Source organism: Psychrobacter sp. NG254, from assembly GCF_015277735.1.
Classification (GTDB): Bacteria; Pseudomonadota; Gammaproteobacteria; order Pseudomonadales; family Moraxellaceae; genus Psychrobacter.
Map to the genome: position 1 here is coordinate 224,609 of NZ_JADHDA010000002.1, position 22,228 is coordinate 246,836.

Consider the following 22,228-nt stretch of genomic DNA (forward strand, 5'->3'; position numbering starts at 1 on the left):
ATTATGTCTGATATTAATACAGTATTAATACTCACAAACTCTATTGATATGGGTGGTAGAGAAACTAGGCTTTTAGAAGAAATGAAAGTCCTCACTTCTAAAAGCAAAATAAGTTTACATTTGATTAATATGTTTAATAACAAAAGTAAACGGGCAACTGAGCTATTATCTGAATATGCTTTGATTACTGACTATAATTTATCTTCAGAAGTTTCAGATATATCTATAGACTTCGTTATAGATACAGTAGCCCGAATAGTCAGTTATTGTCATTTGCATAATATACAAGCGCTATATATTCATAATTCTGATATAGAAGCTCTGATAGGTTCTTTTGTCGCTCAGCAGCTAAAGATCCCAATATTTTGTACTTTGCATGGTAAAGGAATGGTGTTTAGCAATAGGCTTAATCCAGTATTACATTTTATTTTTTATTATCTGATAGCACCTTCACTCAGTCTACTAATAACTATGTCTTATAGCTTAAAAGATGTAATAATTAAATATCCTTTTTCCAAAGTTCAGGTGTTACCAAATTTAGTTGACACAGAGTATTTTAATTGTAAGGTAAACAGAGATGTTGATATAAGTATTGAGAAGTGGGTCATTGTTAGTAGGCTATCAATTGAAAAGTATGTAGGTATATTGAAATTTATCGAATATGCTTATTTAAGTGGAATAAAGGGAATAGATATAGTTGGAGATGGTACTTTAACAGATTTTATTAAGTCTGAAGTCATGGAATGTGGTCTAGATAGTTATGTTACTTTTTTGGGTGAAAGAAATGTCACTAGTGAATTACTCAACCAGTATGCGGTAGTAGTCGGTGTAGGCCGTGTAATTTTGGAAGCAATAGCTAACCAGAATTTAGCTTTTGTAATCGGTACTGGTGGTAATGAGTTTATGTCAGGCTTTGTTAACGAAGAAAATATATCTGAGTTGGCTTACGAGAATTTTACTGGAAGGAACTTAAAGTCTTTAGATTATGAAGGTTTCCAACAACAATTAGGATTAGTTGGAAAAATAAAGGTAGAAAAGCTTAGACAGTTTGTAGTGGATAATCACTCCAGTACGTACTTATTGGAAGAATATGTAAACTATATAGGAGATGTGGAGTTCCAAGACAATCCTTTGATAGCCGACTTATATTCTTCTATAAGCCATTTCAGGGGTGCTGTCTCAACTCCATTTTATTTGAGAAATAGTTTTATCAGTCTTTTAGAGAATTTAGTATGTAGTGATTTCTATACTACTAATCTAGAAAGAGCTTTTATCTTGATGAAGTCTCGTCTAGAAAATAAATTTATGTATCCTAATAGTAATCATCAAAAGAAATATCATCTAAAAATAAATAGACCTGTCTTAAAGGGTGACAACCTCCTATTGTGTAATAATTTAGAGTTTCGAAAGGAAGGCACTATATTTAAAATATCTAACTATAATCACGATATAAACTCAAATAAAAGCTATATAGTATTTTTACATTTTCATCACAAAAATCTTATAGAAAAAGAAAAAGAAAAATATGGTGTTCTGATTCAATTAACTCTTCATAATTTATTAAGTTGCTCTAAAGTAATTCCTTCTTCAGAAGTAAATTATATTTCACACAACCAAAAATTAGGATTTCATAGAATTTTGTATTTTGATTATGATAATTTGCGTGATGGTATTAAATTAATATTACCATCAAATATTGCCATAACGTCAATTAAAATATCATCTCTTAAAACAGGCTTAAATATTAATATAGATAAACTACATGTATGGACCACATATGAGTAACTAAATTAAGTTAGGGTTCTATTTTTAGAGTATCCATAGCGATCAAACCCCGAGTTTTCCGAAGTTGTTAACGAATTTCCTCGTAACAAACCAATGGCTAAAGGAATTTTTATATATTCAACAGAACATGGCCCGTACGTAGAGATAATAGTATTGAGTAAAGCTTTATCCGATTCAATTCTACGTTTATCATTGAATCCGCCTAGTTCTTCTAACGTGACTTTACGAATCATCATAGAAGAGATGTTAAGTCTTAAAAGTGGGTAGTTTTGTCGACAGCTTGGTAGTCCTGTATTTTCATCTACCCTAAAAAAATTAGAAAAATTAGCTATATTATCAGGGTTTTTAGTTAGCTGTAATAGCTGACGTTCTACACGTTCTGGATGTGACCAATCATCCGAATCTTGAAAGGTTAAAAATACACCAGAAGATTGTTCTATACCAATATTTCTAGCATGGTATGTTCCTCGATTGTTACTAAGTTTAATGACCTTGATGGATGGGTATTTTTTGAGAATTTCTACAGTATCATCAGTGCTGGCATCATCCACGACAATAATTTCAATATTGCTAATTGATTGGTTTAATAAAGAGTTTATACAGTTCTCTACGAATTCCCCAGAGTTATAAGTGGTAACTATAATACTAACTTTTTGTTTGTTATGATTCTTTTTAACTTTTTTGCGATTGTTACCAATAGTAAGTTTGTTATTTTGCACTAAATTTATTGGTTGCAAATTATATTGACGATAGAATCTATAACAGAGTAGTTTTGCAAGTAGAGGTTTATTTCTCATTATTGCAATTTTTATAGAAATAAGACTGTCCGCGTGGTTGTAAAAGCGAAGACTAGGTGTATACCCTAATGTCATTTGTAGTGTATCTATAAACGGCCTTGGAACATCATTTCGTTGATTACATAGTTTCAAAGTTAAATCAGGATAAACATAGCCTACTCTATATAGAAGTGAAAGAGCTTCCTTTCTTTCTAACCTACTAACAATATTAGTGTCTAGCAGACCTTCTATGAGAGAGTCTGCCCTAGAGTAATTTTGAGTTTGGACATAATACTCAAACTCTTCTAACAATTTACCCATATATTATAGACGCCAATCTGGATTTACTAATGCGCCTTTAACGTCAATAACTACTTTAGGTTCAGTGCAGAAACTATTGATTTTATCATCTTCACCAACGAACTCTGAATGATTCACAGCTACAATAACAGCATCAAAACTATCTTTTTCAATATTTTCATAATTTACATGGTCAACCTTTAGACTATTCCAATCCTCTACAGTGACCCAAGGGTCAGAATAAGTCATTTTCACACCGTACTTTTCAAGCTCAACACCAATATCTGTGACTTTAGTATTTCTAACATCTGGGCAGTTTTCTTTGAAAGTGACGCCTAAAAGTAGAATACGTGCATCCTTGATGTTCTTACCGTATGAAATAAGCTTTTTAATAGTTTGTTCAGCAACAAACTTACTCATAGAATTATTTATCGCACGTGAGGTCAATATTAAATTAGGGTTTAAACCCAAAGATGACGCTTTATGAGCGAGATAATAAGGATCTACACCAATACAGTGACCGCCTACCAAGCCTGGCATAAGCTTAATAAAGTTCCATTTAGTGGCAGCAGCTTCTATTACTTCATGAGTATCAATGCCAATCTCATTGAAGATAAGAGCTAGCTCATTTATCAAGGCAATATTGACATCGCGTTGAGTATTTTCAATAACTTTAGACGCCTCAGCAACTTTTATAGATGATGCTTTAAACGTACCAGCAGTTATTACTGAGCTATATAGCTCATCTACTATATCTGTATAATAAGGGTTTGAACCTGAAGTGACTTTTAGTATATTCTCTACTGTACGTAATTTATCACCAGGATTGATACGTTCCGGAGAATAACCTACACCAAAGTCGTCGTTTAATGCTAAACCAGATTTCTCTAATTCGGGAATACAAACCTCTTCTGTAGCACCTGGGTATACTGTTGACTCATAAATAATAATATCATCTCTCTTAATGATTTTACTTAACATTTGTGAGGCTTTGATCAAAGGTGTTAAATCAGGTAGGTTATTATCATCAATCGGTGTTGGCACAGTGATCACAAAGACATTTGCTTCAGACAATTTGTCATTGCTAGAAGTAAAAGTAAGCCGAGAAGTATTTTTTAAGTAATCACTAGTTACTTCTCTAGTTTTATCAACTCCATTAATTAATTCGTCAATACGTGTTTTATTTATATCAAAGCCTATAACATCGTATTTTTTTGCAAATGCACAGGCCAATGGCAAACCTACGTAACCTAAGCCTATAATCGCGATTTTTTTAGAATTCATTGAAGAACCTTTTGATATAAATTAGTTATATAACAACGTTTGTTTGCTCAAGTAGCAACTATAAGATGGTAGGCATAATAACAGATATATAATATCTGAGAAAGTGAAGGTGTGTTTGATTTTGCATTACTAGTACAAAGATCTTCATAAAAAGGTCGCCCTAATACGGTGACCTGGTTTCCTCTTAATAATGCTTCAAACCCGCCTAATGATGTAATCGTGTAGACATGATCAATTGTCTCTAATGCGTCGACCAGATGAATAGGTTGGGTCAGGATCATACAATCTAGCTTAGTAAGTGTGATAATAATGGATGAATCATCGAGTGTCATTGGATGTGGTTTCACAATAATTTGTGCATCAGGGTTTTCTTCAATGGCTCTATTGACCACATCAAGCAGTGTAATACCAATGCCGCCACCATATTTTAATGAATCATCATGGAGTACTTGCCCTAATACCAAAATACGTTTTTTATTCTTGGTGCCATATATAGGTACAACGTCGACATATGGCTGATGGTTGTATTTGCTCACTCTATGCGACACATAATAATCAAGCATCTCTTGTGCCAGCTCATCATCATAGCCGTTCTGTTTAAAGTCGCAGTTAGCAATTAAGTCAGTCAAGTCGTTTGGACGAGTCGTGTCGAAGTAGGGTGCTTGACTGTCCATCACGATAGACAGCGGTGGCGCACTGCTATCGTCATCAGGGCTTGAACGAATAAAACCATCTTCTAAGAAGAAAATATCTAAATTTTGCTCTCGTACATACTCGATAAAGTAATCAGGAGCTTTATAACCCCAAATATAGATAACAGGGTTTACACGCTTTATAAAGGGTTTGAGCCATCGATTAAAATAACGCTTATCAAAGTGTCTCTGTATCTGTATATGCTCTGACTCTAATACCCACTCACCGACCAAATCTTGCCATGGCAGCATACCAACGACTAACGCTAAACGCTGTTTTGAATTACGATTATGTTTATAATAGCCTGATAAAAGTGGCTGAATGTATGCGTTAAATTTCATAATATGATGCATAGCTTAAGTTGATAGAGTGCGAGTAAGTAAACACTATTAAGGTATTTATGTTGGTAATGTTTTATGGTTCCCAGTATAGTGGCATTTACGATTAAAAACGAATAGCTATCTCAAAAATGAGTTCGAGAAAAAATAGCTGTGGACTTCGAAAAATAATGGGTCAATGTTATGAAAAATAAGATACTAGTCACTGGCGGTGCTGGATATATAGGCTCTCACACCTGTATCGCATTGCATGAAGCAGGCTATGATATTGTCGTATACGATAATTTATCTAATAGTAGCCCTGAAGCGATCAAGCGAGTATCTACGCTTATTGATCAGCCTATTGAGTTTATCGAAGGGGATATAAGAGATGCTGAATCACTCAAACAAGTATTTACCGCGCACCATTTTTTTGGCGTGATTCATTTCGCGGGTTTAAAAGCCGTTGGCGAATCTGTTGCCAAACCACTCATGTATTATAATAATAATGTCAGTGGCACCATTACCTTATTAGAAGTCATGTCAGAGTATGATGTCAAAAATTTAGTTTTCTCATCCTCTGCTACTGTTTATGGTGATCCTGAAAACCTACCTATCAATGAAGAATCACCACGCTCCTGCACCAATCCCTATGGTCAGAGCAAGCTAGCCGTTGAACATATCTTAGAAGATTTAGCAAAATCGGATGACCGTTGGAATCTGATTGCTCTGAGATACTTTAATCCAGTAGGGGCACATCCGTCAGGACAAATTGGTGAAGACCCAAATGATATTCCTAATAATTTGATGCCTTATATCTCGCAAGTAGCCGTTGGTAAACTTAAACAGCTCAGCATATTTGGCAATGATTATCCTACCGTAGATGGTACGGGTGTACGTGACTTTATTCATGTGACTGATTTGGCGCAAGGTCATGTGGCCGCACTGAATTATTTAGAGCAACAAACGAGCCCAGAAAAAAGTTGTTTGGATACGGCTAGTACAAAGCAAACCAGTTCTAAATCTAGTTCAGTAGGGTTCTTACCCATTAATCTAGGGACGGGCAAAGGTACTTCTGTATTGGAATTGATATCTGCATTTTCTGACGTGTCTGGACAGGCTATTCCTTACCAGTTTACTGCTCGCCGTGCGGGTGACATTGCCAGTTGTTATGCCAGTGCTAATAAAGCGAAATCGTCATTAGGCTGGCAAGCAAAGCTACCTATCACCGACATGTGCCAAGATACATGGCGTTGGCAGAGCATGAACCCGAATGGTTATAATATTTCGTAATATTTTATCGAGTCACTATGATTTGATAGCAAATCCTGACTACTTTTATTTTAATTAATCTCTAATACAGTCCTATCTTTATGAAAAAAATTACTCACGCTGTTATCCCCGTTGCAGGCTTTGGTACACGCATGTTGCCATTGTCCAAATCCGTACCAAAAGAGTTGTTACCGCTTGGCAATCGCCCTGCTATTCATTACGTGGTCGAAGAGGCTATCGCTGCGGGTATTAAGCATATTGTGTTAGTCGGTCATGCACAAAAAAGTGCGATAGAAAACTACTTTGATATTAATGTAGAGCTAGACAGTCAACTACGTGCAAAAGGTAAAGATGCCTTGGCTGATAGTTTGAACTGGCTACCAGAGGATGTGACGGTGTCGATGATACGTCAGGGCAAAGCTTTAGGTTTAGGGCATGCGGTATTGGCGGCTCGACCCATCATCGGTGAGTATGACTTTGCCGTTCTGCTCCCAGATGTCGTGCTTGATCCATTTACTGGCGATATGGCTGCTGATAATTTAGCCTTTATGATTGATGCTTTTAGCAAAGATAATCATTCACAAATATTGGTCGATAATGTAGCAGATGCAGATGTTCATAAATACGGTATTGCTCAGCTGAGCGATGCCAGTAATATTGATGAGCAATCAGATACTAACATTAGCTTTAAAGTCGCAGGGTTTGTCGAAAAGCCTAAGTTAGCTGATGCTCCTTCGAAACTAGCAGTCGTTGGACGCTATGTGTTCAGCAATAAGATTTTTGATTATTTGGCCAATACCAAAGCGTCAGTCGGTGGTGAGATTCAGCTGACCGATGCTATTGATGCGTTAATTAGTGAATACGGAGTGAATGTCACGACGATGCGTGGTAATAGCTATGATGCAGGCGATATGCGCTCATATATGCAGGCATTTATCTATTTCGCCGAGCAGCAATTAGCTGATGATGAATGATATGAACGGCGGTACTGTCTATAACAGCGCACGTGATTCCAAATACTGGCAGCAACTGCGGACGCTTGCTAAGCAGCCGTGGTCGCTTGTTGAGTTGTTTGCACAGGATGACAATCGTGCTAAGCAGTTTAGTTTGCAAGCTGGCGCGCTGTATATGGACTATAGCAAGCAGCGCATCGATACAACGGTGTTATCCAGTTTACTAAACTTGGCGGACAGTTGCGACTTGAGTGCGCGTATTAATGCGCTCATGCAAGGCGCGATGGTCAATACTAGCGAGGAGCGTGCTGCCTTGCATACAGCACTACGATTGCCAGAGTCTGCCAAACTAGATGTAGATGGGCAAAATGTCGTCGCTGATGTGCATCATAGTTTGTCACAAGTTGCGCGCCTATCTGAGCGTGTGCGTCAAGGCACATGGCGCGGGTTTTCAGGTAAAGCCATAACCGATGTGGTCAACATTGGCGTTGGTGGCTCTGATCTTGGACCACTTATGGCGACTAGCGCACTTGATGAGTGGGCGGATACTGAGATAGAAGTGCATTTCGTATCCAACATGGATGGTACTCAGCTTGATAACTTACTCAAACATCTAAATCCTGAGACCACGCTATTTATCATTTCATCCAAATCCTTTGGTACGGTCGATACATTATCTAATGCTAAGACTGCATTATCGTGGCTGCTCGCGACGGCAAAACTACGGGCAGGTACTGAAGACAGCGTGTTACGCCGACACTTCATTGGTATCTCAGCCAATAGTGAAAAAATGAGTGCTTGGGGTATCCATCCTGAGCATCAGTTGCAATTGTGGGAATGGGTTGGTGGCAGGTTTTCCTTGTGGTCAGCGATTGGACTGGCCATTGCTATTCGTATCGGTATGGCAGGGTTCAAAGAGCTACTGGCTGGTGCGCATAGTATGGATGAGCATTTTGCACAGGCAGAATTTTCAGACAACTTGCCCGTGTTACTCGGTCTACTTGCTGTTTGGAACAGTACTTTTTTGCAGGTAAACGCGCATACGGTACTGCCTTATGATGGTAGGCTAGGCTATCTACCAAGCTATCTGACTCAGCTTGAGATGGAGAGTAATGGTAAGTCCGTGACTCAGCATGGCGATCATATCGACTATGATACTTGTCCTATTCTATGGGGTGAAATTGGCTCCAATGCTCAGCATGCGTTTTATCAACTATTGCATCAAGGTACGCAGCAGGTCTCTTGTGACTTTATTGCTTGTGTACGTCGTTATAGTGACGAGGTGCAAAACAGTTCTCTACAGCAGCAGCATGAACTGTCTTTGGCCAATTGTCTGGCTCAAAGTCGAGTCCTAGCTTTTGGCAATGACGCGGTTGCAAGTCCTGCTATAGACGCTGCCAAAGCACTTGTTAATAGTACTAAAAGCATGGATGATCAAAGTGAGTCGAAAGAAGAGAAGTACAAACATTATCATGGTAACCAGCCGTCAACCACCTTGCTTATCGATGCTCTAACACCGCATAGTTTGGGATCTTTGATAGCGCTGTATGAACACAAAGTCTACGTCATGGCCAGTATTTGGGATATCAACCCGTTTGATCAATGGGGCGTTGAGATGGGTAAGCAAATGGCAGAGTCCGTACATCAAGCGATGCAGCACACGCAGCAAGAGTCGCAAGGACAATTCGACACCTCCACTGACCAATTGCTACAGCATATTAAACAGCTGTCTTAATACTGCTACCGATACATTAATAAAGTAAAAAGGTAAGCTCATGAGCGCTGATTCTGTAAACAATACTATGCATGAAACTACATCACGAAATGCTCAAAGCCATCCAGTCTGTGTGCTTGTCGGCCACAGCATTGAGGCTATTACTAGTGCAGTGGTACTGGCAAGCTTGGGTCAACACGTGCACCTGTATGCTGATCTTGATCAATTGGGTCAGCAGATACAACAGTATGGTTTTGAGCATCATTTGCAAGCGCTGTGGCAGATGTATGAGCAGCAGCAGATTATTATTAGTAAAGCATTGCCAGACAGTCCTGATATGCTGATACAGCACTACGAAACGAAAAGTCGCGCTAGTAATAGTGACCTTCGTGGTAGCAATCTACAAGCAAAGAATACCGTCACGCTGTATTGGCTGTTTTTGGACAGTATCAAACCCGTATGGACAGAGGCGAGCTGGATTACGGCATTCAATCACAGCCATCAACAAACGCAGCCTATCGTGATGAGTGGTATCGAAAAGCTGGGTATTGTCTCAGCACTTGCTCAGCGTTTACAGCGTGCTTGGGTGTACTATCTGCCATTTGTCTTTTTGCAAGACGGTGATGCTTATAGTTCGATGTTAAATCCTTCACTGTGGTTACTCGGCGAAAAAACAGCAGACAGTAGCCAACATTTAGATGTTTTAAAGCCACTAATTGAGCATGCACGCGCCGCCCATCATGCAGATATCGCTACGATAGAGTTTGCTCGTAGTAGTATCATGGCGATGCTTGCGACCAGAGTGAGCTTTATGAATGAGATGTCACGCTTGGCTGATAGTCAGCAGGTTGATATCAGTCAAGTGAGCCGTATCATGGGGTTGGACGCGCGAGTAGGTAGCAGCTACTTGCAGGCAGGTTGGGGCTTTGGTGGCAATACGCTACCGACTGAATTGGCAAAACTGCAGCAATCAAGCCAAACGCACAGTTTAGATATGCCACTTTTGCAGTCTATTATGCATATCAATGAAGACCAAAAAGAGCTGATTTTCCGTAAGTTTTGGCAGTACTTCGATGGATTCATTGATAATAAGACCGTGATGATCTGGGGCGGTAGTTACAAAGCTGGTTCGGGGCGTACAGCAGGCTCGGCTATCCATCCATTACTCGCACTATTGTGGTCTTATAATATCCGTACGCTCGTTTATAGCGATAAAGCACAGAATGAACTTGCCGCTATTTATACGCAGCAACCACTGCTTGAGCTGGTTGATCATCCTTATCAGCAGTTGGATAGTGCTCAGGCTATTTTTATCATTAGCTGGTCGCCCAGAGATCAGTTGGATATTGCTAAAATCAATCAGCATGCCATGCCAGTATTTGATGCACAAAATATTTTTACTCGGTCGCAGATAGATAGCCTAGTAGGTGATTACACGGGTGTTGGTCGTTCCAAATAGCTTTATATAAGAAAATATTATTCAAGATTTTTTATCATTAAAAAAGCTCGCTAATAATACTTAGCGAGCTTTTTTCGATTAATAACCCAAACTGTCTTTGTTCAAAGTTATAGTCTTATGCTGTTACAGCACCTTGTTCTGCTAGCCACTGTTGAATTTCTTGTATTTTAGTAACCAATAATTTCCTATCACCGCGACTTTCGATATTTAACCTGATCAATGGCTCTGTGTTAGATGCTCGCAAATTAAAGCGCCATTCTCCAAAATTAAGACTTAAGCCATCTAGCGTTGATTTGACTGGATTCTGCACGCTAAACTTCTTTTCAATCGCGTTAATGATAGCTGGCGCATCGTGAGTGGTGAGGCGAAAGTTCAGTTCACCTGAGCTAGGATATGCCTCGATATAACCTGCGACCAACTCTGATAAGGTTTTACCCGTGATAGACAGTAGCTCAATAGTCAGTAGCCACGGAATCATGCCGCTATCACAATAGAAGAAGTCACGAAAATAGTGATGGGCAGACATCTCACCACCGTATATAGCACCAGAGTCACGCATGACCTGTTTGATGAAGGAATGCCCTGATTTACTAATGACAGCGCTGCCATCATGATCTTTAATAACGGCTTCGGTGTTATAAATTACTCGTGGATCATAGACGATAGATTCGTTAGGGTACTTATTTAAAAAGGCTTGCGCGAGCATACCGACCACATAGCTTCCATCAATAAATTCGCCTTTTTCATCAAATAAAAAGCAGCGGTCAAAATCCCCGTCGAATGCAATACCAAGATCGGCTTTATGCTCTAATACCGCCTGCTGAGTCGCGACTCTATTGGCTTCAATCATGGGATTGGGGATACCATTGGGAAAGCTACCATCAGGAGTGTGGTGTAGTTTGATTACTTCAATTGGTGCACCAGCTTGCATCAATTTATCGATTAATAACTCAACCACAGGACCTGCGCTACCGTTACCTGAGTTGATTACTAGCTTGAGCGGTTGTAGTTTTTTAGTATCGCTAAATGTCATGACATGGTCAATATACGCACTTTTATCAGTCAATAATCGTAATTTGCCTGATGGGTTGTCAGTCGTGAATTGCCCAGACTCAGCAAGCGCCTGAATTTCTGCCAGACCATCATCGGCACTGATTGGTTTTGAATGTTCTTTAACCAGTTTTAAGCCATTATAGTTGATGGGGTTGTGACTGGCAGTGACTTCGATACCGCCCAATGCTTGATAGTGACTGGTGGCAAAATATACCTCTTCAGTACCAGTCATACCTAAATCAATCACATCAATACCAGCATCGAGAATACCTGCGATCGCCGCTTGCTTTAACTGCTCACTCGAGTGACGAATGTCGCTACCGATAACGATAGCAGGCTGTAGTGATGTTGTGTCATTGGTCTGAGTACTAGCGGCATGATAACGTTGATATAAAATCTGCGCAAAGGCACGTCCAATACGGTAAGCAATCTCTTCATCCAAATTAACGCCAAGCTCACCACGAATATCATAAGCTTTGAATGAGCTGATCGTAATAGGATTGAATTCAGTTTTTGGCTGATAGCTAATGGTCGTAGAAGTGGACATAATAAGAAAATTCCTTGCGCGTGAGCAGTGGTGAAATAATAAAATAGATAGCACAATTATAAGCCAATCAGGGTTCAATGATACACTAACCACTCAATGATGAATCAAACCCGCGCTAATAGTTATTGATTAACTTTATACTAAGCCACCGAATAAAATAACAAACAAAACGATAAGAGCCTCCCTTATGAATACTCTCGACAATAAAATCACAGTGCCTGTACCAGTACAAGGAACACCAGAAGCCACAGGCCAGCTTGATGATCTTTTAGCATTGATGGCGCGGCTGCGAGTTGATTGTCCGTGGGATCAGAAACAAACCAATCACAGTCTGATTCCGTATGCCATTGAAGAGTCTTATGAGCTTGGTGAGGCGGTGCAAACCGATGATGATGAGGACATCAAAGGCGAGCTGGGTGACGTGCTGCTACAAGTGGTGTTTCATTGTCAGATGTATGCTGAACAAGGGCGCTTTGATCTGAGCGACGTCATTACCACTTTGCAAGAGAAGCTGATTCGTCGTCATCCGCATGTGTTTGAGGCCGAAAACTTGAAAGACGATGCAGCGGTAAAAGTACGTTGGGATGAGATTAAAGCGGAGGAGCAACAAGCGCGCACGGCACGTGGCAAACCAAAACGTCGATTAGACAATACCAAAGCGGGCAGTGCATTGATGCAAGCGCAAAATGTGCAAAAGCAAGCGTCTAAATTGGGATTTGATTGGGAAGGTGTTAGCGGTGCTTTTGATAAACTGGATGAAGAGATTACTGAGCTAAAGCATGAGCTGACAGATAGTTCTACAACTGCTGTTGGATATGACATAAGCAAAGCCAATATTATTGATATTGAAAAAGAGCTGGGTGATTGTATGTTTGCGCTGGTCAATGTCGCACGCAAATTAAATTTGGATGCAGAGACAGCAACCTTAACCTGTGTCCATAAATTTAAGTCACGCTTTGGTTATATTGAGGAGCAACTGGAGCTCGCTAGCAAGCAGTTAGAAGACAGCGACTTAACTGAAATGGAAGCACTGTGGGAGCAAGCCAAACAACATGAACGATCCTCATAACGTTTCATTTGCTCGCTTGAGTATACCGATTAGCTTGATGACACGTGTTGTTGTTTGCTCGATATTGGCGACTATGGCAGTTACTAACAGTCATGCTGCCCCTTGTTTTGATAGCCCGAAAAAGGCCTATGAGTATTTGATCGCAAAAGAAAATGCTGTCACACAAGCACGTGAGCAATATATTGTGAATATCAATCGAGCAAACGAAGGCGAGCTGGTTTCGTTAGATGGTATCGGTAGTAGCAAAGCGCAGGCAATTATCCTGTATCGTGAGATGTTTGGTGGTTTTACCACAGTTGATGAGTTATCAAAAGTTAAAGGTATCGGGGAAAAAACGGTTGAGAAAAATCGAAGACGGTTGAGTGTGCAAGATTAATGACGGGATTTTGTGTCAATCAACCCCAATTTTGACAAAATAGCATGTAAGTAAATGTCATAACACACCCACCACGCACAAAATTTGTTAAACTAGCAGGTACATCCGCCTGATAAACGCTGTGTTATTCAGGGGTGGTCAAAGAATACCGGCGAGGAGTAGATGCATGGCCGAGCGTGCCGCCAAGCAGTTAGAACTGAACAAATCTGAATTACCCAATTCCATTACTGAAGTGATTGCCACATTGACCCGAGCTGGGTTTGATGCCTATATCGTCGGCGGCGGCGTGCGTGATACCTTATTGGGCCTACGTCCAAAGGATTTCGATGCCGTCACTGATGCCAAGCCACATGAGATTAAAGACGTCTTTGGCAAGCGCTGCCGCATTATCGGTCGCCGCTTCCAGTTGGCACATGTCTATTCTGGCCGTGAATTGATAGAAGTGGCTACTTTTCGTGGTCCACCAACCAATGATGCCAATACCAATCAAGACGGTATGATTTTGCGCGACAATGTTTGGGGTGACATCAAACAAGATTTCTCCCGTCGCGACTTTTCTATCAATGCGCTTTATTATCAACCGCTCAAAGGCATTGTCCATGATTTTTGCGATGCACTTGATGACATCGATAACAAAATCATCCGTCTATTGGGTAATGCGCCTGTGCGTATTGAAGAAGATCCAGTACGCTTGTTACGTGCATTGCGCTTCAAAGCCAAGCTAGGTTTTGAGTTTGATGCGGCGTTGGCTGATCAGTTCCATGATGGTAATTGGGCATTGCTTGAGCAAATATCACCACATCGGCTCTATGACGAAACGCAAAAGATGTTTACGGGTGGCTATCTTGTGCCATTGTTGCCGCTATTGTTTGAATCAGGTGCGATTGATAGCCTGATTATCTATCCGCCGGCTGAGCCAAGCGCTTTAGTCAACCAAGTGGCCATCAATACTGATAAACGTATCGCATCAGGCAAGAGTATCAATCCAGCATTTTTCTATGCGGCGTTACTGTGGGAAAACTATCTGCATCAATTGGCAAAAGCCAAAAAACGCAATATGCCTTTTGCTGAAGCGCAAATGCATGCCGCGGGCAAAGTGATTGATCGTCAGCGTATCAAAACCGCGATTCCAAAGTTTGCAGAGCAGTTTATCCGTGACATTTGGATATTGCAGCCAAAACTGGCAGCGCCGCGTAGCAAACAAATCGTACAGCTCTCTGAGCATCCACGGTTCCGTGCTGGCTTTGACTTTTTATTACTGCGTGAGCAATGCGGTGATGCTGAGCATCCACTGTCAGAATCCACCAATGACATGGGTGACTGGTGGCAGACGTATCAGACACTGTCTGAGCGAGACCAAGAGCAGGCTGTTGATGAGTTTGATGAGAATATCCGCCGTGGTGCCTACAAGCAGCAAGGACAGCGTGGTCGTGGGCGCAATCGTCAAAAGCCTGAGGCAAATATCGACAATGCGACAGCCAAACAGGGTAACACTAAGCAGCATCGTGTAGCGGATAGTGCAGAAAACAGCAGAGATGGTCAGAGCATAGTGAATGATTCATCCAATATACCAGCACGCCGTCGCCGCGCAGCCAGTCATTCTAAACCTGTTCAAAACGACAGCAAAGATAACAATAGGCAGCAAGTTACACAAGACAGTCATGAGCTCGCTCAGCTACAGCAGTTGTCTCTTGCGAATAGTCAGCCATCATCGAACAAGCGCCATCACTCCAAACCTGCGCCACTATTTGTGATCGAGCACGGCAATGTCGTACCGCCGCTACAAAAGCAGTTATCGAATCGTGACGAGTCAAAGCCTACGGTTGCGCCTGTTAAAAATCAGTCAGCGACGCGCGAAGCAGCACAATCGAAAACGGCTAAAGTCACTGGTTCAAACAACGCTCAATCTGCTAGAGCTCATGAGTCAAAGGCAGCGCCATCATCTGATGAAGCACGTCCTACGCGCTCTATTGCAAGATCGCCTGCATTAGTGAGCATGAACAACGAGCCGGTACCGTATAAGCGTCGCCGCCGTCAGCCTACCGTGGATACTAGCAGCACTGTCGAAGCACATAGCAGTACTGAAGTAAAAAAAAGCACTGAAGTGAAAAACAGTGCTGAAGTGAAAAACAGTATTGATGAACGTGGCAGTGAGAGAAAGCAGACTACTAAGCTGTATGCCAAAAAAGCGCCGAAACCAGCGGATCAGATAAACAATCAAGCTGATGTCAAAGGTGCTAAGTCTGTAGAGCCGAAAGCAATCAAAAATAGAGCGACTGCTACAAAAGCTAAAAAACCAGTCAAAGCGACTACCGCGAAGCCTGATCAAACCGCGCAAGCGAATAGTCAGATGCCTGCTATCAAAGTGGCAGACAATAAAGGTCCTGTACCATCGAAGCGCCGTCGCCGTCAGCCAAGTACGGATAACGCTTAATTACGATCTATAGACAGTTGGGTAAAGCGATATGGATGAGCCGATTTGGTTTATGAGCTATGTGGGCTTGGGCAGTAACCTGACCAATGAGTTGGGCTCACCTGCAGAGCATTTGCAGCAAGCAGTCAAGAGCCTGCGTCAACATGCAAAAATACGCAATGTTGACGTATCTTCACTTTACGCGTCAGATCCTATGGGGCCAAAAGATCAGCCGGACTTCGTTAATGCCGTTGCAGGTTTTGAGACAACATTGACGCCATTTGAGCTGCTTAGCTTTTGTCAGCAATTGGAGCAGATGGCCAAACGTGCTCGCTTACGTCACTGGGGTGAGCGCAGCCTAGATGTGGACATCTTATTATATGGTGAGCTGCAGATAACCGAGCCCCAACTCACGATACCGCATGCGGGATTATGTGAGCGTAACTTTGTACTGGTGCCGTTACGTGAGCTGGCGCCAAATCTAATGATTATGAACAAGCCAATAGCCGACTATCCACAGAGTTATGACTGGACAGGCTTAAAGCTACTGTCAAACGACGCATGATTTTTAAATGTCAGAACAGTCGTCGTTAGCATGACTAATGACTTATGAACGATATTAATGAGTAGCCGCACAGCAGAATAATTGAGGGTCCTATGACAACGTTATTTACTTTAAATAAATTTAAAAAAGACGGTACCAAGTTTACTTGTTTGACGTGCTATGACTCGATGTTTGCACGTATGATGGAAAACGCGCAGATTGATACGATTCTGATTGGCGATAGCTTGGGCATGGTTGTGCAAGGACATGAGTCAACGTTACCGGTGACAGTCAATGATATGGCCTATCATACTGCCAATATCGCGCGTAGCAATAAACATGCGCTCATTTTAGCTGACCTACCATTCATGAGTTATGTGACATTACCAGAAGCCATCGCTAATAGTCGACAGTTGATGCAAGCGGGCGCACATGTGATTAAGGTCGAAGGTGGAAGTGAACTCTGTGAATTGGTCACGACCTTAGCGCGAGCGGGCACACCAACGTGCGTACACCTTGGTCTGACCCCGCAGTCGGTCAATGTCTTTGGTGGCTACAAGATTCAAGGTCGCGGTGATGAAGCCGCGGACAAACTGCTTGCTGATGCTAAGGCTGTCGTCGCGGCAGGTGCGGCACTGTTAGTATTGGAATGTGTCCCTGCTGAGCTTGCAAAAGCAGTCACAGAAGCCGTTGCCGTACCCGTGATTGGTATTGGTGCTGGTGCAGATACTGATGGCCAAGTGTTAGTCATGCATGACATGCTCGGCATGGCTCATGGCCGTGTTCCGCGCTTCATTCATGACTTTTTGACGGATGAGCGAAATACCGAGCGTAGTATTGAGGGCGCATTTGCGCTCTATCAGCAGTCGGTCAGAGAAGGCAGTTTTCCAACCGAACAACACCAATTTAGCTAGTCTCATACAAGCCATTGAACCAATGAATGTCTGAAAAAGAACCGTAATCATGTCTCCTATTATTCATCATCATATCTCCTCACTACGTAGCGCTTTGCAGCCTTATCGTGGTCAAAAAACTGACAAACCAGATGGAATCCAGCGTATTGCTCTAGTACCAACCATGGGCAATCTGCATGATGGCCATCTTGAACTCGTAAAAATCGCCAAGCAGCATGCTGACGTGGTGATCGTAAGTATTTTTGTCAATCCTACGCAGTTTGGGGTCGGAGAGGATTTTGACAGCTACCCACGTACGTTAGATGAAGATGTCGCCAAACTAAAAACTGTCGGCACGGACTATGTTTTTGCGCCAAGCATCGATGAGATGTATCCAGTATTGCCGCCGCCTACCTCTGTATTGGCTAGCGCTATTACTGAGCAACTTTGTGGTCAATCACGTCCTGGACATTTTGATGGTGTTGGGATTGTTGTCTCTAAATTATTCAATATTGTCCAACCAGATGTGGCAGTATTCGGAAAAAAAGACTATCAGCAGCTCGCTATTATCAAGCAGCTGGTACGCGACTTGAGCTATCCTATTGAGATCATTGGGGCACCTATTGTACGTGCTGATGATGGCTTGGCGCTCTCATCACGCAATCAGTATTTAAGCAAATCTGAGCGGCAGACAGCACCTACACTGCATCAAGCACTACAAGTATTGGCACAGCAGTTAGAGACTGGCAAGCTGAGTCAGCAAGCATTTGAGAAATCACTGGCAGACATGCGAACTCGTATAAGCGATGCTGGCTTTACCATTGATTACTTGGCCGTAAAGACAGAAGCGCTAACACCTGTCGTCAGTGATATGGCAGATTTTAATACAGACAGCAAAAACGTTGTGATCTTAGTCGCTGCTTGGTTGGGACAGGCACGTTTGCTGGACAATCAATTAGTCACTATCACTGATTAACTATCACTAACTAACTGTCACTAATTAACTATCAGTTAGTGATAATCTGTTAGTAGCAGTCGATTAATTATAATCAATGAATGAGCTATCATAAATGAGCATGGGCGAGTCAGTATTGTTATACCCTTATCGTACTAACCGCTGTGAAATGGAATGGGCAAGTCATGAATGTGAGTCAAGATCAAAACGTTCGTAAAGATACGGTGATGACAGACCAAGTATCAAGCGATAAGCTTAGTATCTTGGTAGTGTCAGGACGTTCAGGATCAGGAAAGACGTCGGTCCTGAATATTTTAGAGGATTTGGGCTATTATTCTATTGATAATCTGCCACTGTCTTTATTACCTGATGCGGCGCATAAATTGGTCAACGAAAGCGGTATTCATCGCATCGCACTTGGTGTCGATATTCGCACGCCGCGTGCTGATTTGTCCAACTTTGCCCAAACACGTGATCTGCTCAAAAAAACGTATGGCGTAGATGCGGTTCAAGTGCTCTATGTGACCGCACAAGAGAGTACACTCATTGCCCGTTTTAATGCGACGCGCCGTGTGCATCCTTTGATGTCGCAAGATGTCGACAGTGATAACGCTAAACACATCGCATTCAACCTGCCAGCTGCGATCAAAAAAGAAATTGAATTACTAGAGCCAATTGCGGGCCATGCTGATATTAAAATTGACACTAGCAGTCTGAATATTCACCAATTAAAAGACAGTTTGCGTGAATATATCGGTGCTGACAATCAGATTGTTATCAATCTACTGTCGTTTGGATTTAAATATGGCAGTCCTATCGATGCTGATTTTGTCTTCGATGTCAGGATTTTGCCCAATCCGCACTGGAATCCTGAACTGCGTGCATCGACGGGTCTTGATTCTGAGGTTGGGGCATTCTTTGCTGACTATCCAGAAGTGGCTGAGATGACGGACGATATCAATCGATTTTTGACACGTTGGCTACCAGAATTTTTACACAATAATCGTCACACTGTGACTGTGGCCATTGGCTGTACAGGTGGCAAGCATCGTTCAGTATTTATCACTGATCATTTGCAGCGCCGTCTTAAAGATACGATGCCAGCAGGCATCAAGGTGTTGGCTAAACATCGCGAAAAAAGTCGCTGGTAACAGCAGACACTATTCATTTTATTATTTATTATTTTGGAAAGCTTTTATGATCGACTGGAAAGAACAGGATATGCGCGTCTCGCGCACCGAACTCAAAAAAGCCCATGAGCGCTTGCAGCAGTTATCGATACCGCTTGCTAGTTTATCGAAAAAGCAGCTAAAAGCCTTGCCTGCCAGTGATTATTTTATGGCAGAGCTAATGGCACTGGCTGATATCACCAGCGCCAATGCACGTAATCGTCAGACCAAACGTGTTGGCAAGCTTATGATTGAAGAAAATCGCCATGAGCTGATAAAGGCATTATTCGATGCGTTTTTCCCTAAAGAGCAGGTCTCAAAAATAGAGAGCTGGTACGATCGCTTAAACATCAACGATGAAGGTACGCTAAAGCAATTTGTCAAACAATACAAAGCTTCTGAGCACCATAGTATGTATCAGCTATTACTCTGGATTGAGTATGCCAAGCATACTAATGATGAGGAGCTGATGTCTGAGTCAAAAGCAGATTTGGCCAGTTATATTCGTGAAGTGGCTATATTGTCACAGCTAAAGAAATAACAGCGATACACCCAAATAAAAAAGCCAATCACTGAATGATTGGCTTTTTTGTGTCATAATTTTCTATAATCAATAGGAAGATATGTAACTTATATTGATATTATTTCTTTTCAGCACGTACTTTATCAACTAAGTAATCGACAACTTTGACCACTTTAGCATCTTCGCCTGTGACCACATATTTGCCTTGTACGACGACAGATGGGACACCCGTGATTTGATAACGTTTGGCACCTTCTTGTGAGCGACCGATTTTTGTACCAACGGCAAATGAGTTATAAAGACTGTTGAATTTCTTTTCATTCACGCCTTTGGTTGCATACCATTTGCTGAGTGAAGACTGATCAAATAGCTTTTTGCCATCTTTATGTACAGCATTAAAGAGCGCATCATGCGTTTTGCTCTCGAAACCTAATAACTGTGCTGCATAAAAACCACGAGCATTGGCTTCCCAAACAGGGTTGAGTGCTGCTGGCGTTTTGAAAAATGCGACATCTTTATCTTTGGTTTTTGCCCACTTTTCCATATGCGGATTGAGCGCGTTACAATGCGGGCAGCCATACCAGAAAAACTCACGAACAATGATAGCATCACCGCTGATGGTCTCTGGGTTGTCTATCACGCGATAATCTTTTCCAGCGACATAGTCCGCAGCCTGTGCGCCCATAGAGGAAAGTCCAATGGCCATGGCCAAACCAGTCAGTGTAATGACACGTTTCATACTTTATCCTTGAGATGTGGGGATTTAGAATTGGTTAAGAGGTTGGTATATCTATGATCTTTAAAGCATGCAATCTCTAAATATATAGTTTTTAGAGTGCCTACATGACGCAGCGTCGAGTATAATCCAACGATACTCAAGTATCGACTATGATAACGTAAAACATACGTGACTGTGAATCGGATTCTTAACCGATAGTTGTAAAGCTGTTAGCTATTATTTAAGGCGTCTTACTTAGAGCATAAACAGTCATGGGCCATTAGGCTAATGATGACTATTTTCTTATCGGTTAATTTTTCATTCGCTTGTTTTGAAGTTATTTAGCTTTAAAGATAACATAACATTGCTAAAACTATTCACAATCGGTGACGATGTACTTACGGCAAAACCACTGTGCTCATGCTAATATTAAATACATGACTACGAAATGTAGACGATAACAACATAACAACGATAACAGCAATCAAGAAAGACAATCAAGGAAACCTGCTATGAGCCAAGCTTTATCCTCTTCGAACGATACGACAAGCAGCACGCTCGACCATACACCAAATACTATCATCAATGTAGATCCCAGCGAAGTAGAAAAATTCAATAACTTGGCTGGTGAGTGGTGGAGCAACACGGGCGCATTTGCCACGTTACACGAGATCAACCCACTACGCTTGAACTGGATAGAAGAAAACGTAAAGCGCGGCTATCAAAGTGACAATGTAATTTCTAATACCGTCCCTCATGAGACTGCCCGTAAAACAGCTGAGCAAGGACTAACTGGCAAAAAAGTACTCGATGTAGGGTGCGGCGGTGGTATCTTAGCAGAGTCAATGGCGCGTCGCGGTGCTGACGTGACAGGGATTGATTTGGGTACTGAAAACCTCAAAGCAGCTACTGTGCATGCAGAGCAAAGTGGCCTAGAAAATACGCTTCGCTATCAGCATATCCCAGTTGAAGAGCTGGCAAAGACGCATGGAGGTCAGTTCGATGTGGTGACTTGCATGGAGATGCTGGAGCACGTGCCTGATCCAAGCTCGATTGTGCAAGCCTGTTTCGAGCTGTTGGCACCGGGCGGTGTCTGTGTGTTATCGACCATCAATCGAAACCCAAAATCATATCTGTTTGCCATCGTTGGGGCAGAGTATGTACTGCGACTGCTTGATCGCGGCACACACGATTATGCCAAATTTATCACCCCAGCTGAGCTAGACAAAATGGCCATCACTGCTGAATTTGTACGTCAGGATATTATTGGTTTGCATTATAATCCGTTGACCAAACGCTACTGGCTCGCTCAAAATGTCGATGTCAACTATATGATGGCAGTACAAAAACCATTGCGTTAAGCGAATGCGATGGTGCCAATCGAATGCGATGATGGCAACATTTTCGCCTGTTCA

At 41.8% G+C, this 22,228-nt stretch carries 19 protein-coding genes; 14 read left to right on the forward strand and 5 right to left on the reverse strand.

Annotated elements, in window-relative coordinates; translation table 11 throughout:
* The first annotated feature begins 3 nt into the window (after positions 1-3).
* Positions 4-1,785 (forward strand): glycosyltransferase family 4 protein, encoded by a 1,782-nt coding sequence (locus IP510_RS03610; RefSeq protein WP_194363430.1) that lies wholly within the window; start codon positions 4-6, stop codon positions 1,783-1,785.
* A 5-nt stretch (positions 1,786-1,790) separates the two neighbouring features.
* Here the strand turns inward: IP510_RS03610 and IP510_RS03615 are convergent, their stop codons facing one another.
* The 3 genes from IP510_RS03615 to IP510_RS03625 are packed head-to-tail and all read right to left on the reverse strand — an operon-like array spanning position 1,791 to position 5,179.
* Positions 1,791-2,882, reverse strand: coding sequence for a glycosyltransferase family 2 protein (locus IP510_RS03615; RefSeq protein WP_194363431.1), 1,092 nt, complete (start codon positions 2,880-2,882; stop codon positions 1,791-1,793).
* 3 nt (positions 2,883-2,885) lie between these two features.
* Positions 2,886-4,145 (reverse strand): nucleotide sugar dehydrogenase, encoded by a 1,260-nt coding sequence (locus tag IP510_RS03620; protein ID WP_194363432.1) that lies wholly within the window; start codon positions 4,143-4,145, stop codon positions 2,886-2,888.
* A 47-nt stretch (positions 4,146-4,192) separates the two neighbouring features.
* The gene (locus tag IP510_RS03625) at positions 4,193-5,179 is read right to left on the reverse strand and encodes a hypothetical protein (RefSeq protein ID WP_194363433.1); all 987 of its coding nucleotides are present in this window, start codon (positions 5,177-5,179) and stop codon (positions 4,193-4,195) included.
* A gap of 180 nt (positions 5,180-5,359) precedes the next feature.
* On the opposite strand from IP510_RS03625, the gene galE reads away from it, so the two are divergent.
* The 4 genes from galE to IP510_RS03645 all read left to right on the forward strand — a co-directional run bounded on the left by galE (position 5,360) and on the right by IP510_RS03645 (position 10,553).
* A complete protein-coding gene (gene galE, locus IP510_RS03630; protein ID WP_194363434.1) occupies positions 5,360-6,448 on the forward strand; it encodes a UDP-glucose 4-epimerase GalE in 1,089 nt (362 codons plus the stop codon).
* A gap of 80 nt (positions 6,449-6,528) precedes the next feature.
* Positions 6,529-7,401, forward strand: coding sequence for a UTP--glucose-1-phosphate uridylyltransferase (locus IP510_RS03635; RefSeq protein ID WP_194363435.1), 873 nt, complete (start codon positions 6,529-6,531; stop codon positions 7,399-7,401).
* Positions 7,394-9,115, forward strand: a complete 1,722-nt coding sequence (gene pgi, locus IP510_RS03640) for a glucose-6-phosphate isomerase (protein ID WP_194363738.1) — start codon at positions 7,394-7,396, stop codon at positions 9,113-9,115. The genes IP510_RS03635 and pgi overlap by 8 nt, the downstream gene beginning before the upstream one ends.
* Positions 9,116-9,155: 40 nt before the next feature.
* The gene (locus tag IP510_RS03645; protein WP_194363436.1) at positions 9,156-10,553 is read left to right on the forward strand and encodes a UDP-glucose/GDP-mannose dehydrogenase family protein; all 1,398 of its coding nucleotides are present in this window, start codon (positions 9,156-9,158) and stop codon (positions 10,551-10,553) included.
* 115 nt (positions 10,554-10,668) lie between these two features.
* Here the strand turns inward: IP510_RS03645 and IP510_RS03650 are convergent, their stop codons facing one another.
* Positions 10,669-12,153: a phosphomannomutase CpsG gene (locus IP510_RS03650; protein ID WP_194363437.1), complete on the reverse strand. Its 1,485-nt coding sequence runs from the start codon at positions 12,151-12,153 to the stop codon at positions 10,669-10,671.
* Positions 12,154-12,340: 187 nt separating this feature from the next.
* Between IP510_RS03650 and mazG the strand changes: the two genes are divergently transcribed.
* The 8 genes from mazG (at position 12,341) to yjgA (ending at position 20,113) form a co-directional block, all read left to right on the forward strand.
* Positions 12,341-13,222: a nucleoside triphosphate pyrophosphohydrolase gene (gene mazG / locus IP510_RS03655; RefSeq protein ID WP_194363438.1), complete on the forward strand. Its 882-nt coding sequence runs from the start codon at positions 12,341-12,343 to the stop codon at positions 13,220-13,222.
* The gene (locus tag IP510_RS03660) at positions 13,206-13,598 is read left to right on the forward strand and encodes a ComEA family DNA-binding protein (protein ID WP_320154170.1); all 393 of its coding nucleotides are present in this window, start codon (positions 13,206-13,208) and stop codon (positions 13,596-13,598) included. The genes mazG and IP510_RS03660 overlap by 17 nt, the downstream gene beginning before the upstream one ends.
* Positions 13,599-13,764: 166 nt before the next feature.
* Positions 13,765-16,032 carry a polynucleotide adenylyltransferase PcnB gene (gene pcnB / locus IP510_RS03665; RefSeq protein ID WP_194363439.1) on the forward strand — a complete coding sequence of 756 codons (2,268 nt, stop codon included), beginning with the start codon at positions 13,765-13,767 and terminating at the stop codon, positions 16,030-16,032.
* Between the two features lie 31 nt (positions 16,033-16,063).
* Entirely contained in the window at positions 16,064-16,576 is a 513-nt protein-coding gene (gene folK / locus IP510_RS03670; protein ID WP_194363440.1) for a 2-amino-4-hydroxy-6-hydroxymethyldihydropteridine diphosphokinase, read from the forward strand.
* A gap of 92 nt (positions 16,577-16,668) precedes the next feature.
* Positions 16,669-17,469, forward strand: a complete 801-nt coding sequence (panB, locus tag IP510_RS03675) for a 3-methyl-2-oxobutanoate hydroxymethyltransferase (RefSeq protein ID WP_194363441.1) — start codon at positions 16,669-16,671, stop codon at positions 17,467-17,469.
* Positions 17,470-17,518: 49 nt separating this feature from the next.
* On the forward strand, positions 17,519-18,424 hold the full coding sequence (gene panC, locus IP510_RS03680; RefSeq protein ID WP_194363442.1) for a pantoate--beta-alanine ligase: 906 nt from the start codon (positions 17,519-17,521) through the stop codon (positions 18,422-18,424).
* A gap of 206 nt (positions 18,425-18,630) precedes the next feature.
* Positions 18,631-19,554 (forward strand): RNase adapter RapZ, encoded by a 924-nt coding sequence (rapZ, locus tag IP510_RS03685; protein WP_194363740.1) that lies wholly within the window; start codon positions 18,631-18,633, stop codon positions 19,552-19,554.
* 46 nt (positions 19,555-19,600) lie between these two features.
* On the forward strand, positions 19,601-20,113 hold the full coding sequence (gene yjgA / locus IP510_RS03690) for a ribosome biogenesis factor YjgA (RefSeq protein WP_194363443.1): 513 nt from the start codon (positions 19,601-19,603) through the stop codon (positions 20,111-20,113).
* Positions 20,114-20,213: 100 nt separating this feature from the next.
* Here yjgA and IP510_RS03695 read toward each other — a convergent pair whose 3' ends face one another.
* Positions 20,214-20,834 carry a thiol:disulfide interchange protein DsbA/DsbL gene (locus tag IP510_RS03695; protein ID WP_194363444.1) on the reverse strand — a complete coding sequence of 207 codons (621 nt, stop codon included), beginning with the start codon at positions 20,832-20,834 and terminating at the stop codon, positions 20,214-20,216.
* Positions 20,835-21,325: 491 nt separating this feature from the next.
* Here IP510_RS03695 and ubiG point away from each other — a divergent pair, with 491 nt between their 5' ends.
* On the forward strand, positions 21,326-22,174 hold the full coding sequence (gene ubiG / locus IP510_RS03700; protein WP_194363445.1) for a bifunctional 2-polyprenyl-6-hydroxyphenol methylase/3-demethylubiquinol 3-O-methyltransferase UbiG: 849 nt from the start codon (positions 21,326-21,328) through the stop codon (positions 22,172-22,174).
* Positions 22,175-22,228: the final 54 nt, after the last annotated feature.